Source organism: Streptomyces sp. MH60 (genome assembly GCF_002939385.1).
GTDB lineage: Bacteria > Actinomycetota > Actinomycetes > Streptomycetales > Streptomycetaceae > Streptomyces.
The window spans coordinates 1-13,975 of record NZ_MULI01000005.1 but is presented as its reverse complement, the minus strand read 5'-3'; the positions used below and the strand labels follow the sequence as shown (position 1 = coordinate 13,975).

5 protein-coding genes, 1 tRNA gene and 1 rRNA gene are annotated in these 13,975 nt (G+C 70.2%); 1 reads left to right on the top strand and 6 read right to left on the bottom strand.

Translation table 11 applies throughout. From position 1 onward, the window contains the following. Positions 1-39: 39 nt before the first annotated feature. From BZZ08_RS05690 to BZZ08_RS05680, 3 genes are all read right to left on the bottom strand, one after another. Positions 40-2,790, bottom strand: coding sequence for a DNA translocase FtsK (locus BZZ08_RS05690; protein ID WP_198601307.1), 2,751 nt, complete (start codon positions 2,788-2,790; stop codon positions 40-42). A gap of 201 nt (positions 2,791-2,991) precedes the next feature. Beyond that, complete coding sequence (locus BZZ08_RS05685) at positions 2,992-3,666, bottom strand: response regulator (RefSeq protein WP_104631028.1); 675 nt, start codon at positions 3,664-3,666, stop codon at positions 2,992-2,994. A gap of 403 nt (positions 3,667-4,069) precedes the next feature. Beyond that, positions 4,070-9,559 (bottom strand): HAMP domain-containing protein, encoded by a 5,490-nt coding sequence (locus tag BZZ08_RS05680; RefSeq protein ID WP_104631027.1) that lies wholly within the window; start codon positions 9,557-9,559, stop codon positions 4,070-4,072. 391 nt (positions 9,560-9,950) lie between these two features. Here BZZ08_RS05680 and BZZ08_RS05670 point away from each other — a divergent pair, with 391 nt between their 5' ends. Next, complete coding sequence (locus tag BZZ08_RS05670; RefSeq protein ID WP_104631026.1) at positions 9,951-12,701, top strand: SpoIIE family protein phosphatase; 2,751 nt, start codon at positions 9,951-9,953, stop codon at positions 12,699-12,701. 81 nt (positions 12,702-12,782) lie between these two features. Here the strand turns inward: BZZ08_RS05670 and BZZ08_RS05665 are convergent. The 3 genes from BZZ08_RS05665 to rrf form a co-directional block, all read right to left on the bottom strand. After that, a tRNA-Thr gene (locus BZZ08_RS05665) sits at positions 12,783-12,858 on the bottom strand. 83 nt (positions 12,859-12,941) lie between these two features. After that, positions 12,942-13,604 carry a DegT/DnrJ/EryC1/StrS family aminotransferase gene (locus BZZ08_RS05660; protein ID WP_198601316.1) on the bottom strand — a complete coding sequence of 221 codons (663 nt, stop codon included), beginning with the start codon at positions 13,602-13,604 and terminating at the stop codon, positions 12,942-12,944. A 114-nt stretch (positions 13,605-13,718) separates the two neighbouring features. Continuing rightward, positions 13,719-13,835, bottom strand: a 5S ribosomal RNA gene (rrf, locus tag BZZ08_RS05655). Between the last annotated feature and the right edge of the window lie 140 nt (positions 13,836-13,975).

The window sequence follows — 13,975 nt, the reverse complement described above, 5'->3', positions numbered from 1 at the left end:
CGTGACCCTCCGTCGGGGTCACTCTTCGCTTACCCGGCCCTACCCTTCAGACTCCCCACGGATCAGCGCGAGCACGCCGTCCAGCTCGTCAGGCTTCACAAGAACGTCACGGGCCTTCGAGCCTTCGCTCGGCCCGACGATGCTCCGCGACTCCATCAGGTCCATCAGCCGCCCGGCCTTGGCGAAGCCGACACGCAGCTTGCGCTGGAGCATCGACGTCGACCCGAACTGCGTGGAGACGACCAGCTCGGCCGCCTGGCACAGCAGGTCGAGGTCGTCGCCGATGTCCTCGTCGATCTCCTTCTTCTGCTTGGTCCCGACGGTGACGTCGTCCCGGAAGACCGGCGCCATCTGGTCCTTGCAGTGCTGGACGACGACTGCGACCTCCTCCTCGGTCACGAACGCGCCCTGCATACGGGTCGGCTTGTTCGCGCCCATCGGCAGGAAGAGACCGTCGCCCTTGCCGATCAGCTTCTCGGCGCCGGGCTGGTCGAGGATGACCCGCGAGTCGGCGAGCGAGGAGGTGGCGAAGGCGAGCCGCGAGGGCACGTTGGCCTTGATCAGACCGGTGACGACGTCCACGGACGGCCGCTGGGTGGCGAGCACCAGGTGGATGCCGGCCGCGCGCGCGAGCTGCGTGATCCGCACGATCGCGTCCTCGACGTCGCGCGGCGCGACCATCATCAGGTCGGCCAGCTCGTCCACGATCACCAGCAGGTACGGGTACGGCTGGAGTTCGCGCTCGCTGCCCTCGGGCGGCTTGACCTTGCCCTCGCGCACCGCGCGGTTGAAGTCGTCGATGTGCCGGTAGCCGTAGGCGGCGAGGTCGTCGTAGCGCAGGTCCATCTCGCGCACGACCCACTGGAGCGCCTCGGCGGCCCGCTTGGGGTTGGTGATGATCGGCGTGATCAGGTGCGGGATGCCCTCGTACGCGGTCAGCTCGACGCGCTTGGGGTCGACCAGGATCATCCGGACGTCCTCCGGGGTCGCCCGCATCATGATCGAGGTGATCAGGCAGTTGATGCAGGACGACTTGCCGGAGCCGGTGGCGCCGGCGACCAGCATGTGCGGCATCTTCGCCAGCGAGTGCATGACGTAGCCGCCCTCGACGTCCTTGCCGAAGGCGACCAGCATCGGGTCGTCGTCCTCGGCGGACTCGGCCAGGCGCAGCACGTCGCCGAGGTTGACCATCTCCCGGTCGGTATTGGGGATCTCGATGCCGACCGCGGACTTGCCGGGGATCGGGCTGATGATCCGCACGTCGGGGCTGGCGACGGCGTAGGCGATGTTCTTGGTCAGCGCGGTGATCCGCTCGACCTTCACGGCGGGACCCAGCTCGACCTCGTACCGCGTGACCGTCGGGCCGCGGGTGAAGCCGGTGACCGCGGCGTCGACCTTGAACTCGGTGAAGACGGTGGTCAGCGAGGCCACTATGGCGTCGTTGGCGGCGCTGCGCGACTTGCCGGGGCCGCCGCGCGTGAGGAGGTCGAGGGCGGGCAGCGCGTAGGTGATGTCGCCGGAGAGCTGGAGCTGCTCGGCGCGCGGCGGCAGGTCCCGCTCCTTGGGCAGCGGCGTCTTGGTGAGATCGGGGACCGCGCCGCCCGCCGGTTCCCGTCCGGGCGCCTCGGCGGCGTCCTTCTTGAGCTTCCCCGGCTGCGGCCGCGCGGCCGGCACGGGCGTGGGCGTCGGGGTCGTGGACTCGCGGTCCCCCGTGCTCACGCCCTGGGTGAGGTCGGCGACCAGCGGCGAGGGCGGCATCCCGTGCAGTACGGCGCCGTCGAGCGCGGCGGCGGCGGCCGCGGCGACGTCCACGGCGTCCATCGGACGGTTCATCTCGGGCTGGGGCACGGCGGACCGCCGGGGCCTGCCGCGGCGCCGGCCGAGCGCCTCCTGCTCGGCCGCGTCGGGGTCGTAGGGCTCGGCGGCCGGTGCCCCGCGCTTGCGGGGCCGGGCGGGCAGCGCCTCGCGCCACTGCTCGTCGTAGCGTTCGTCGTCGTCCGGGAACGCGTCCGCCTGCGGGTCGTCGACCACGCCGAGCCGCACCCCGAGCTGCCGCAGCCGCTGCGGGATCGCGTTGACCGGGGTGGCCGTGACGACGAGCAGCCCGAAGACGGTGAGCAGCACGAGCAGCGGCACGGCCAGCACGTCGGTCATCGTGTACGACAGCGGGGTCGCCGCGCCCCAGCCGATGAGGCCGCCGGCGTCCCGTATGGCCTGCATGCCCTCGCTGCGGGCCGGTGAGCCGCAGGCGATGTGCACCTGGCCGAGCACGCCGATGACCAGCGCGGACAGGCCGATCACGATCCGTCCGTTGGCCTCGGGCCTTTCGGGGTGCCGGATCAGGCGTACGGCGATGGCGCCGAGCAGGATCGGCACCAGCAGGTCGAGGCGGCCGAAGGCGCCGGTCACGAGGATCTCGACGAGGTCGCCGACGGGGCCCTTGAGGTCGGCCCAGGTGCCCGCGGCGACGATCAGCGCGACGCCGAGCAGCAGCAGGGCGACGCCGTCCTTGCGGTGGGCCGGGTCGAGGTTCTTGGCGCCCTGCCCTATGCCGCGGAAGACGGCGCCCACTCCGTGCGCGAGGCCCAGCCAGAGCGCGCGCACCAGGCGGTAGACGCCTCCGGTGGGACTCGGAGCCGGTTTGGGCGCGGGCTTCTTCGCCGCGGCCTTCTTGGCGGGGGCCCTTTTCGCGGGTGCCTTTTTCGCGGCGGCCTTCTTGGCGGGACCCTTCGCGGGAGCGGCCGCCTTCTTCGCGGGCTGCTTCTTGGCTGCGGAGGGACGTGAGGCCATGGGTGTGAGGTTACCGGGGGAGACGGCGGTCGACACGTGTGCCTACCGCTTCACCCGTTCGTGTCGCCCATGCGCACGGGCGGAACTGACGCTTCCACTACAGCCCCTGACAAGTCCTCACGGACCGCCGCACAGGCCGCATCACGGACGGCCACTCGGTGCGACCCGGCGAGACGCCCAGCACTGGGGGCACTCGCGGCGTCAGTTGACGGCGGCCTGGCCTCCGGACGAGCCCGGCTCCAGGGCGTCCAGCGCCCGCCGCAGCCCGGTGAGCTTGCGCTCCAGGTGGGCGGCCGTCGCCACCGCCGCCGCGTCCGTCGACTCGTCGCCGAGCTGCTTGGACAGCGCCTCCGCCTGCTCCTCCACGGCCGCCAGCCGCGCCGACAGCTCGGCGAGCAGTCCCGCCGGCTCCTTGGCCTCGCCGGCCTCGGCCTTGCCGTTGCCCTCCAACTGGAGCCGCAGCAGCGCCGCCTGCTCGCGCAGCTGGCAGTTCTTCATGTACAGCTCGACGAAGACCGAGACCTTGGCGCGCAGCACCCAGGGGTCGAACGGCTTGGAGATGTAGTCCACCGCGCCCGCCGCGTACCCGCGGAAGGTGTGGTGCGGGCCGTGGTTGATCGCGGTGAGGAAGATGATCGGGATGTCCCGGGTCCGCTCCCGTCGCTTGATGTGCGCGGCGGTCTCGAAACCGTCCATGCCCGGCATCTGGACGTCCAGCAGAATGACCGCGAAGTCGTCCGTGAGCAGTGCTTTGAGCGCTTCCTCCCCGGACGATGCCCGCACCAGCGTCTGATCGAGCGCCGAGAGGATCGCCTCCAGCGCCAGCAGATTCTCCGGCCGGTCATCGACCAGGAGGATCTTGGCCTTCTGCACCATGGCCCGCCCTCCTCGCCCCGGCGTGGGGCCTCCCCTGTCCACAGGACTTGGCACGGCACCGGCGGGTGCCGCCCCGGGGGACGGCTCCCTTGCGCCGTCCGTCCTTGTGCCGGTCATCGTAGCCGCACCCCGCCTGTCGCCACACCCTGTCACCGTGATGTCACTGTGCTCGTAGCAGAAACGCGGCGGGGGACCAGAAGGTTCCCCGAATCCCGTACTCCTACACGGCTTCGGGCACGCTGAGTCAGCGACTCCGCGTGAACTCCGAAGGTTCCCGCCGTACACACACCCCACGTTCGCACACCGCCCGAGCGGACCGCACGGAAGGTGCCCGTACGTACGAGGACACCGTGCCCGAACCTACTACGGGCCCGGGTCCCGACGTACCGGCCGCTTCCCGCGCTCACTCCTCGCGCATCCACTGCCGCATCACCGTCAGCAGGTGGTCGGGGTCGACCGGCTTCGTCACGTAGTCGGACGCGCCGGACTCGATCGCCTTCTCCCGGTCGCCCTTCATCGCCTTCGCGGTCAGCGCGATGATCGGCAGACCGGCGAACTGGGGCATCCGGCGGATCGCCGTGGTCGTCGCGTACCCGTCCATCTCCGGCATCATGATGTCCATCAGGACGACCGCCACGTCCTCGTGCTGCTCAAGGACCTCGATGCCCTCGCGCCCGTTCTCGGCATACAGCACGGACAGGCCGTGCTGCTCCAGGACGCTGGTGAGGGCGAAGACGTTGCGGATGTCGTCGTCGACGATCAGCACCTTCTGCCCGCCGAACCGGATGCCCCGGCTCGCCTGCGGTGCCGGCTCCTGCCCGGCTCCCTGCTGCCGCTCCCGCGGCTCGGGCCGGTCCTCGGTCTTCGCGGCCGCCTTGTGCCGGCGCCGGAACAGCGCCGCCGCACCGTTCTGCGAGTCCTGGTACGACCTCACCTCGGCCGGGGCTTCGAACTCCGCGCCCGACAGCTCGCCCGCACCGCCCGAGGACGCCGGCAGCTCACCGGCCTCCACGGAGGGCAGCGGCTGCTGGTAGCCGTGCGGGGGCAGCTCGCTCGGGTGCAGCGGCAGGTAGAGCGTGAACGTCGACCCGCGGCCCGGCTCGCTCTGCGCGTGGATCTCACCGCCGAGCAGCTGCGCGATCTCCCTCGAGATCGACAACCCGAGGCCCGTACCGCCGTACTTGCGGCTGGTGGTGCCGTCGGCCTGCTTGAACGCCTCGAAGATCACCCGCATCTTGCTCGCCGCGATCCCGATGCCGGTGTCGCTCACGGAGAACGCGATCAGCTCCGCCTCCGGGTCGGACATCGAACCGGCTTCCAGCAACTGCTCCCGGATGCCCTGCGGAATATCGTCCCGGGCCGGCCGGATGACCAGCTCGACGGCGCCCGAGTCGGTGAACTTCACGGCGTTGGACAGCAGGTTGCGCAGCACCTGGAGCAGCCGCTGCTCGTCGGTGTGCAGCGTGGCGGGCAGCTCGGGCGACACCCGCACCGACAGGTCCAGGCCCTTCTCCGCGGTCAGCGGCCGGAAGGTGGCCTCCACGTAGTCGACGAGCTGGACGAGCGCGATGCGCGTCGGGGAGACGTCCATCTTGCCCGCCTCCACCTTCGACAGGTCGAGGATGTCGTTGATCAGCTGGAGCAGGTCGGATCCTGCGCCGTGGATCGTCTCGGCGAACTCGACCTGCTTCGGGGTGAGGTTCGCGTCGGCGTTGTCGGCGAGCAGCTTGGCCAGGATCAGCAGCGAGTTGAGCGGCGTACGCAGCTCGTGCGACATGTTGGCCAGGAACTCGCTCTTGTAGCGCATCGAGACCGCGAGCTGCTCGGCGCGCTCCTCCAGGACCTGCCGCGCCTCCTCGATCTCGGTGTTCTTCACCTCGATGTCGCGGTTCTGCTGCGCCAGCAGCTCGGCCTTCTCCTCCAGTTCGGCGTTGGACGACTGGAGCGCCTTCTGCCGCTGCTCCAACTCCTCCGACCGTTCACGCAGTTGCTCGGTCAGCTCCTGCGACTGGCTCAGCAGCACCTCCGTCTTGGTGTTGACGGAGATGGTGTTGACGCTCGTCGCGATCATCTCGGCGATCTGGTTGAGGAAGTCCTTCTGGATCTGCGTGAACGGGGTGAAGGACGCCAGCTCGATGACGCCGAGCACCTGCCCCTCGAACAGCACCGGCAGGACGATCACCTGCGCGGGCGGGGCCTCCCCGAGCCCGGAGGAGATCTTCAGGTAGCCGCTCGGCGCGTTCTCCACCAGGATCGTGCGCTTCTCCTCGGCGGCCGTGCCGACCAGCGCCTCCCCCGGCCGGAACGAGGTGGGCATGGAGCCCATCGAGTAGCCGTACGACCCGAGCATGCGCAGCTCGTACGCGTCGCCCTCGGCACCCGCCTGCTCCTGGCCGTCGACCAGGGGCATCGCGAGGAAGAACGCCCCGTGCTGGGCGGAGACGACGGGGGTCAGCTCGCTCATGATCAGCGAGGCCACGTCCTGGAGGTCCCGGCGCCCCTGCATCAGCGCGGAGATCCGGGCCAGGTTGCCCTTGAGCCAGTCCTGCTCCTTGTTGGCGATCGTGGTGTCGCGCAGGTTGGCGATCATCTTGTTGATGTAGTCCTGCAGCTCGGAGATCTCACCCGAGGCGTCCACGTCGATCTTCAGGTTCAGGTCACCGCGCGTCACCGCGGTCGCCACGCGCGCGATGGCACGCACCTGCCGGGTGAGGTTCCCGGCCATCTCGTTCACGGACTCGGTCAGGTCCCGCCAGGTGCCGTCGACGTCACGCACGCGTGCCTGCCCGCCGAGCTGGCCCTCGGTGCCCACCTCGCGGGCCACGCGGGTGACCTCCTCGGCGAAGGACGACAGCTGGTCGACCATCGTGTTGATGGTCGTCTTCAGCTCCAGGATCTCGCCGCGCGCGTCGATGTCGATCTTCTTGGTCAGGTCGCCCTTGGCGATGGCCGTGGTGACCATGGCGATGTTGCGCACCTGACCGGTCAGGTTGGACGCCATCTGGTTCACCGACTCGGTGAGGTCCTTCCAGGTGCCGGCCACCCCGGGAACCTGCGCCTGGCCGCCGAGGATGCCGTCGGTGCCCACCTCGCGGGCCACCTTGGTCACCTGGTCGGCGAAGGACCGCAGCGTCCGCACCATGGTGTTGAAGGTGTCGGCGAGCTGCGCGACCTCGCCTCGGGCCTCAATCGTCACCGTCCGCGTCAGGTCACCGTTGGCGACGGCCGCGGCCACCTGGGAGATGTTCCGCACCTGAACGGTCAGGTTCTTGGCCATCAGGTTGACGTTGTCGTTGAGGTCCTTCCAGATGCCCACCACACCGGGCACGCTCGCCTGACCGCCGAGGATGCCCTCCGTGCCCACCTCACGAGCCACCCGCGTGACCTGCTCGGCGAAGGACGACAGCTGGTCCACCATCGTGTTGACGGTGGTGACCAGTTCGAGGATCTCGCCCTTGGCGTCGACGGTGATCTTCTTCGACAGGTCGCCCTTGGCGACGGCCGTCGTGACCTCGGCGATGTTGCGGACCTGCATGGTCAGGTTGTTGGCCATGCCGTTCACGGACTGCGTGAGATCCTTCCAGGTGCCGGAGACGCCCTGCACCTCGGCCTGGCCGCCGAGGATGCCCTCGGTGCCCACCTCGCGCGCGACGCGCGTGACCTCCTGGGCGAACGACGACAGCTGGTCCACCATCGTGTTCAGGGTGTTCTTCAGCTCCAGGATCTCCCCACGCGCGTCCACGGTGATCTTCTGGGACAGGTCACCGCGCGCCACCGCCGTCGCGACCTGCGCGATGTTGCGCACCTGCGCGGTGAGATTGCCGGCCATGCCGTTCACCGAGTCGGTCAGGTCACGCCACACCCCGGCGACGCCGGGCACCTGCGCCTGACCGCCGAGGCGACCCTCCGTACCCACCTCACGGGCGACCCGGGTGACCTGCTCGGCGAAGCTGGAGAGCTGGTCCACCATCGTGTTGATGGTGTTCTTCAGCTCCAGGATCTCGCCGCGCGCGTCGACGTCGATCTTCTGGGACAGGTCGCCGCGCGCCACCGCCGTCGTCACCTGCGCGATGTTGCGCACCTGTGAGGTGAGATTGCCGGCCATGGAGTTGACGGAGTCCGTCAGCTCCTTCCAGGTCCCCGAGACACCGTCGACCCGGGCCTGGCCGCCGAGGCGGCCCTCCGTGCCCACGTCCCGGGCCATCCGCGTGACCTGGTCGGCGAAGCTGGAGAGCTGGTCCACCATGGTGTTCACGGTGTTCTTCAGCTGGAGCATCTCCCCGGAGACGTCCACGGTGACCTTCTGCGACAGGTCGCCGTTGGCCACCGCCGTCGTCACCTGGGCGATGTTCCTCACCTGACCGGTGAGGTTGCGGAAGGCGGTGTTGACGGAGTCCGTCAGGTCCTTCCACGTCCCCGCCGCCCCCGGCACCTGCGCCTGGCCGCCCAGCTCGCCCTCGACACCGACCTCACGGGCCACCCGCGTGACCTCGGCACCGAAGGAGGAGAGCTGGTCCACCATCGTGTTGACGGTGTTCTTCAGCTCCAGCATCTCCCCGGCCACGTCCACCGTGACCTTCTGCGACAGGTCGCCGCTGGCCACGGCGGTCGTCACCGCGGCGATGTCCCGCACCTGGGTGGTCAGGTTCCGGAAGACGGTGTTGACGGAGTCCGTCAGGTCCTTCCAGATACCGGCCGCGCCCGGCACGTTCGCCTGGCCGCCGAGCTGCCCCTCGCCGCCGGTCTCGTTGGCCACGCGGGTGACCTCGTCCGCGAAGATCCGCAGCGTCTCGGTCATCTGGTTGATCGTCTCGGCGAGCTGCGCGACCTCGCCGCGGGCCGGGACCGTCACCTTCTTCGACAGGTCGCCGTTGGCCACCGCCGTCGTCACGTGGGAGATCTCCCGCACCTGGGCCGTCAGGTTCCCGGCCATGGTGTTGACGGAGTCGGTCAGCTCCTTCCACACCCCGGCCACGCCCGGCACCTGCGCCTGCCCGCCCAGAGCGCCCTCGGTGCCCACCTCGCGGGCGACGCGGGTCACCTCGGACGAGAACGCGGAGAGCTGGTCCACCATCGTGTTGACGGTGTTCTTCAGCTCCAGCATCTCCCCGGCCACGTGCACCGTGACCTTCCGGGAGAGGTCGCCCTTGGCCACCGCCGTCGTGACCAGCGCGATGTCCCGCACCTGGGCGGTGAGCCGGTACGCCATGGTGTTGACGGAGTCCGTCAGGTCCTTCCACGAACCGGACATTCCGCGTACCCGGGCCTGACCGCCCAGCTTGCCCTCGGTGCCGACCTCGCTGGCCACCCGCGTGACCTCGTCCGTGAACGTCGACAACTGGTCGACCAGGTTGTTCACGGTCCGGCCGACCTTCAGGAACTCACCGCGCAGCGGCTGCCCGGTGCCCTCGTCGTTCTGCGTGCGCAGCTCCATGCGCGGCGACAGATCACCGTCCGCCACCGCCGACAGCACCCGGCTGACCTCGGAAACAGGCCGTACGAGATCGTCCACCAGCGCGTTCGAGTGGTCGATCGCGGCCGCCCAGGACCCCTCGCAGGCCCCGGTCTCCAGCCGTTCCGTGAGTTTTCCCTCACGTCCGACCACGCGCCGCACCCGCGCCAGCTCACCCGTGAGGTGCAGATTGCGGTCGGCCACCTCGTTGAAGACCGCCGCGATCTCCGCCATCACGCCGTCGCCGGACACCGTGAGCCGCCGGCGGAAATTCCCCTCGCGCATGGACACCAGCGCCGCGAGCAGCCGGTTCAGCGCGGCCGTGTCCACCGTCGTACTGCCGCTCCGCGCGCCGCCACCCCGCGATGTGCCCTGGTTACTCAGGGACTGTCCGCCTTTCGCGCGCGTCTTCGTGGCCCGCGTCGCTGCGCCAGACTCCACTGTGTCCCTCCCGCAGGGGTCGACCGATACCGCTGTGCCCGGCCGCCCACACTCGGCGGACCGGTTTCTGCCGCTTGTTTCCCGTACTGCCCGGCGGTCCGACCCGGCGCGCCGGACCGCTTCCAGGGCTGCTGCCCATCCGGCTCGGCGCGCATTCACCTGCCCGGACCTTCACAAGCAGCTTGCCCAGTGTTTCACCCCGGCCGAACCAGGCCATAACAGTTCGGCAGCTTCGCACATCGTCCGCACACCCTCTGGGCGGAAACACTGCAGACCGGCCTCCGGATGGACGGCGAAGGTAAGTAACCTTGCATACGGCTGTCCAGCCAAACCGGTCCGTCCGGTCTGGGCGGTGGCACGGAGACGAGCGGGCATCGGAGGGGCGGCCGGAATGACCACCGGACTGATCCCGGGGGAGCAGCCCCCGGATTCCGGGCCGACGGGTGGACTGCCGCAGCAGCGGCACGAGCCGGTCGGCCATGCGGCCGTGCACGGGCAGAGAGGGTCGAGGAGTTCTGTGATCACCGCGCGCGCGGCCGCCAGCTTCGAGCCCGTCGGACGGTCCGTGGCGAGCGCCCGGTCCTTCGTCCGCGACACGCTCCAGGGCTGGGGCCATGCCGACATCGTCGACGACGCCGTGGTGCTCACCAGCGAACTGGTGACCAATGCCGTGGTCCACGCCGGCACCACCGCCGACGTCCTGTGCCTGCGCAGCGACGACGGCGTACGCATCGAGGTCGCCGACCACTACCCGGAACGCGAGGTCCCCCTCCAGGGCTCCCCCGCCGACATGGGCAGCCCCGACCGCGAGGGCGGACGCGGCCTCCAGCTGTGCGCGGCCCTGGCCGACCGCTGGGGCGTGGAGTACACGCCCACACTGAAGAACGTCTGGTTCCACCTCCATCTGCCCGAGCGCCAGGTCGGCACCCGCGCGGCCGGCCCGTCCCTTCCGGCCGCCCTGCTGCCGCTCGCCGACGGCCGGGTCCGCGTCGCCGTCGTCCAGATCGACCGCACCGGCGCGGTCACGTCGTGGAACGAGGACGCGGAGGAGCTCTTCGGCTACGCCGCCGACCAGGTCACGGGCAAGCCCCTGACCGACCTGGCCGCCTGGCCGCACACCCCCGGCACCAGTACCGGTATCGCCGAGGCACTCCGGCTCTCCCGCTGGGAGGGCAGCTACGGCATGCGGGGTGCCAACGGCCGGGTCACCCCGGTCTACGCCTCCCACCTGCGCGTCCGCGACGCCGACGGCGAGCCCTCCACGGTCTGCCTCCTCGTCCGCGACCACGAACGCGCGGTGCTGCAGACCCCGTTGCGCGGGCCGGCCGCCGACTCCCCGTCCTCGGAGGGCCAGAGCGCGGACCCCTTCGAGGTGTTCATCGGCTCCCCCGCCCCGGACGACCTCGACGGGCTCCTCCAGCGCACGGTCGAACGCGCCCGCGACATGCTCGACGCCGACGCCGCCTTCCTGCTCCTGGCGACCGACGACGAGACGGAGTTGGAGGTCCGCGCCTCCACCGGCCTGCCCTCCGCCCGCCAGCGTTTCGCCCGCGTCCCCGTCGAGGCCGGACCCGGCCGCTACGGCTCGGCGCGCATGCCCGCCGTCCACGACGACCTCGAGTCCGTCCCCGGCGCGGTCCCGCTGCTCAACGGCACGGGCATGCGCTCGGTCGTCACCGTGCCCCTCAAGGTCGAAGGGCGCCTGACCGGCTCCCTGGGCGTCGCCGCCGAGGCCCCCGGCCGGTACTCCAACGAGGAGGCGCTGCGCCTCCAGTTCGCGGCCGACCGCATCGCGCTGGCCGTGGAGTCGGCGCGCCTCGGCGAGCTGGAGCGGCTGCGCCGCGGCTCGCTCAGCTTCCTCGTCGAGGCCTCCGACCTCCTCGCCGGCACCCTGGACCGCGACCAGACGCTGGCCCTGATGGCCCAGATGACGGTCCCCACGCTGGCCACCTGGTGCGCCGTCTACACGATCGCCGACCAGGCCTCGGACCCGTACCTCTCCTACGTCCTGCACGAGGACGAGGAGCTCATCGACGGCATCAAGTCCCTGCTGTCGAAGATCGCTCCGCCCGACCCGGTCCCCACGCCGGGCGCCCGGGTGTGGACGGCCCCCGCCGAGATGGCCCACCAGGCGGCACTGCGCTCCTCCATGCGCGACCTCGGCCTCAGCGGCGGCGCCTCCCAGCCGATGAACACCGGCATCGGCCCGACCCTCGCCACGGCCTCCGCGGTCGGCGGCGAGACCGTCGTCCTGCCGCTGGTCGCCCGCAACCGCGTCATCGGCATGCTCACCCTCGGCAAACCCACCGACGACCACTTCCGCCAGGAGATCCTCGAACTCGCCGAGGACCTTTCCCGCCGGGCCGCCCTGGCCCTGGACAACGCCCGGCTGTACTCGGAGCGCACGGCCATCAGCCAGTCCCTCCAGCGCAGCCTCCTGCCCCCGGAGCTGCCCGTCATCGACGGCGTCGAGGTCGAGGTCATCTACCGCGCGGCCGGCGAGGGCAACGAGGTCGGCGGCGACTTCTACGACCTCTTCCCCATCAGCGACGACGCGTACGGCTTCGCCATCGGCGACGTCTGCGGTACGGGCCCCAACGCGGCCGCGGTCACGGGCCTCGCCCGGCACGCCCTGCGCCTGCTCGCCCGCGAGGGCCTGAGCGGCCCGGCGGTCCTGGAGCGCCTCAACTCCGCCATCCTCGACGAGGGCGCCCGCAGCCGCTTCCTCACGCTGCTGTACGGCGAGATGCGCCCGCAGGAGGACGGCAGCGCGGAGCTGAAGGTGGTCTGCGCCGGCCACCCGCTCCCGCTCCGCCTGCGCCAAAACGGCACCGTGGAGCCGGCCGCCGAACCGCAGCCCCTCCTCGGCGTCATCGAGGACCTGGAGCTGTACGAGCAGACGGTCACCCTCGACCCGGGCGACGTCCTGCTCTGTGTCACGGACGGCGTCACGGAACGCCGGGAGGGCACCCGCATGCTGGGCGACGACGGCCTCGCCGACGTCCTGACGACCTGCACGGGCCTGACGGCCGGCGCGGTGGCAGCCCGCATCATGCGCGCGGTGGAGCGCTTCGCGTCCGACGCCCCGTCCGACGACATGGCGATTCTCGCGATGCGGGTCCCGGAGCCCCAGGCGGACTAGCCTGCGGGCCCCGGGACTTGGCCCGGCCGTCCGGCCCCGGACATGCGAAAGGCCCCGCCCATTCGGGCGGGGCCTTTGTGCTGGAGCCCCCAAACGGAATCGAACCGTTGACCTTCTCCTTACCATGGAGACGCTCTACCGACTGAGCTATAGGGGCCTGTCGCTTTTCGAGGTTTCCCCCGCGGCAACGGAATAGATCATACCCCGAACAAGCGAGTGCTCCCAACTGCGGACTATCTCTCAGTACGCGGGTTGCAGCAGCCCACCGAGCGCATTGCAGGCGGACACGATCCGCTGCATGTCCCGCTTGGTCAACGCCGCTTCAACCGGCAGCGCAAGGGTCTCGTCGACGGCCCGCTCCGTCTCCGGCAGGGACACACACCGCCGGAATCCGGGCATCCGGTGCACGGGCGTCTTCACCGGCACCCGGCACTCGACTCCCCTCCCCCGCACGGCGCGGGCGAACGCGTCACGATCCGGCCGTCCGTTCCCCGGCACTCGCACCACATACTGCTGATAGGTGTGTCCGTCACCCCCGTCGGGGGTCCGAACGCCCCTCAACTTCCCGTCCAGGTAGGCCGCCCGCTGCCTACGCCGCGCTATCTCCTCGTACGGCACCTCGGACTCGCCCCGCTCCAGCACGAGCAGCCCGTGCCGCTGCCCGATCCGGTGCAGAGAGCCCATGTCCGCCGGCCGCCCGAACCGGTGCACGACGACGACCGCGGCGGTCCGAGGCGTCAGTGCGGCCTCCACCACAGAGGCGTCCAGACAGTACGTCGCGGGATCTATGTCGGCGAAGACCGGCAACGCGCCCACCTGGGCCACGGCCTCGGCGACTTCCACGTTCCCGAAGGCAGGTACGACGACTTCGTCGCCGACGCCCACGCCGGCGGCCCTGAGCATTGCTGCAGTACCCATATGTGGGATGGTCGGGGCGCAACGTGAACTCGAAGTGACGGAAAGCAAAAAAGGGCTGGTCCAGAAACCGAAGTTCCTGGACCAGCCCTTTCAATGATTGTTCGGCGGCGTCCTACTCTCCCACAGGGTCCCCCCTGCAGTACCATCGGCGCTGTAAGGCTTAGCTTCCGGGTTCGAAATGTAACCGGGCGTTTCCCCTACGCTATGACCACCGAAACACTATGAAACAGACAACCAACCGGTGACCAACACGGTCTGATTGTTCGTGGTTTCAGAACCAACACAGTGGACGCGAGCAACTGAGGACAAGCCCTCGGCCTATTAGTACCGGTCACCTCCACACCTCACGGTGCTTC

Bases quoted from the DNA above. Each gene is read 5' to 3' on its own strand.
- BZZ08_RS05690 (WP_198601307.1), bottom strand. From the start codon at position 2,790: ATGGCCTCACGTCCCTCCGCAGCCAAGAAGCAGCCCGCGAAGAAGGCG.
- BZZ08_RS05685 (WP_104631028.1), bottom strand. From the start codon at position 3,666: ATGGTGCAGAAGGCCAAGATCCTCCTGGTCGATGACCGGCCGGAGAAT.
- BZZ08_RS05670 (WP_104631026.1), top strand. From the start codon at position 9,951: ATGACCACCGGACTGATCCCGGGGGAGCAGCCCCCGGATTCCGGGCCG.
- BZZ08_RS05660 (WP_198601316.1), bottom strand. From the start codon at position 13,604: ATGCTCAGGGCCGCCGGCGTGGGCGTCGGCGACGAAGTCGTCGTACCT.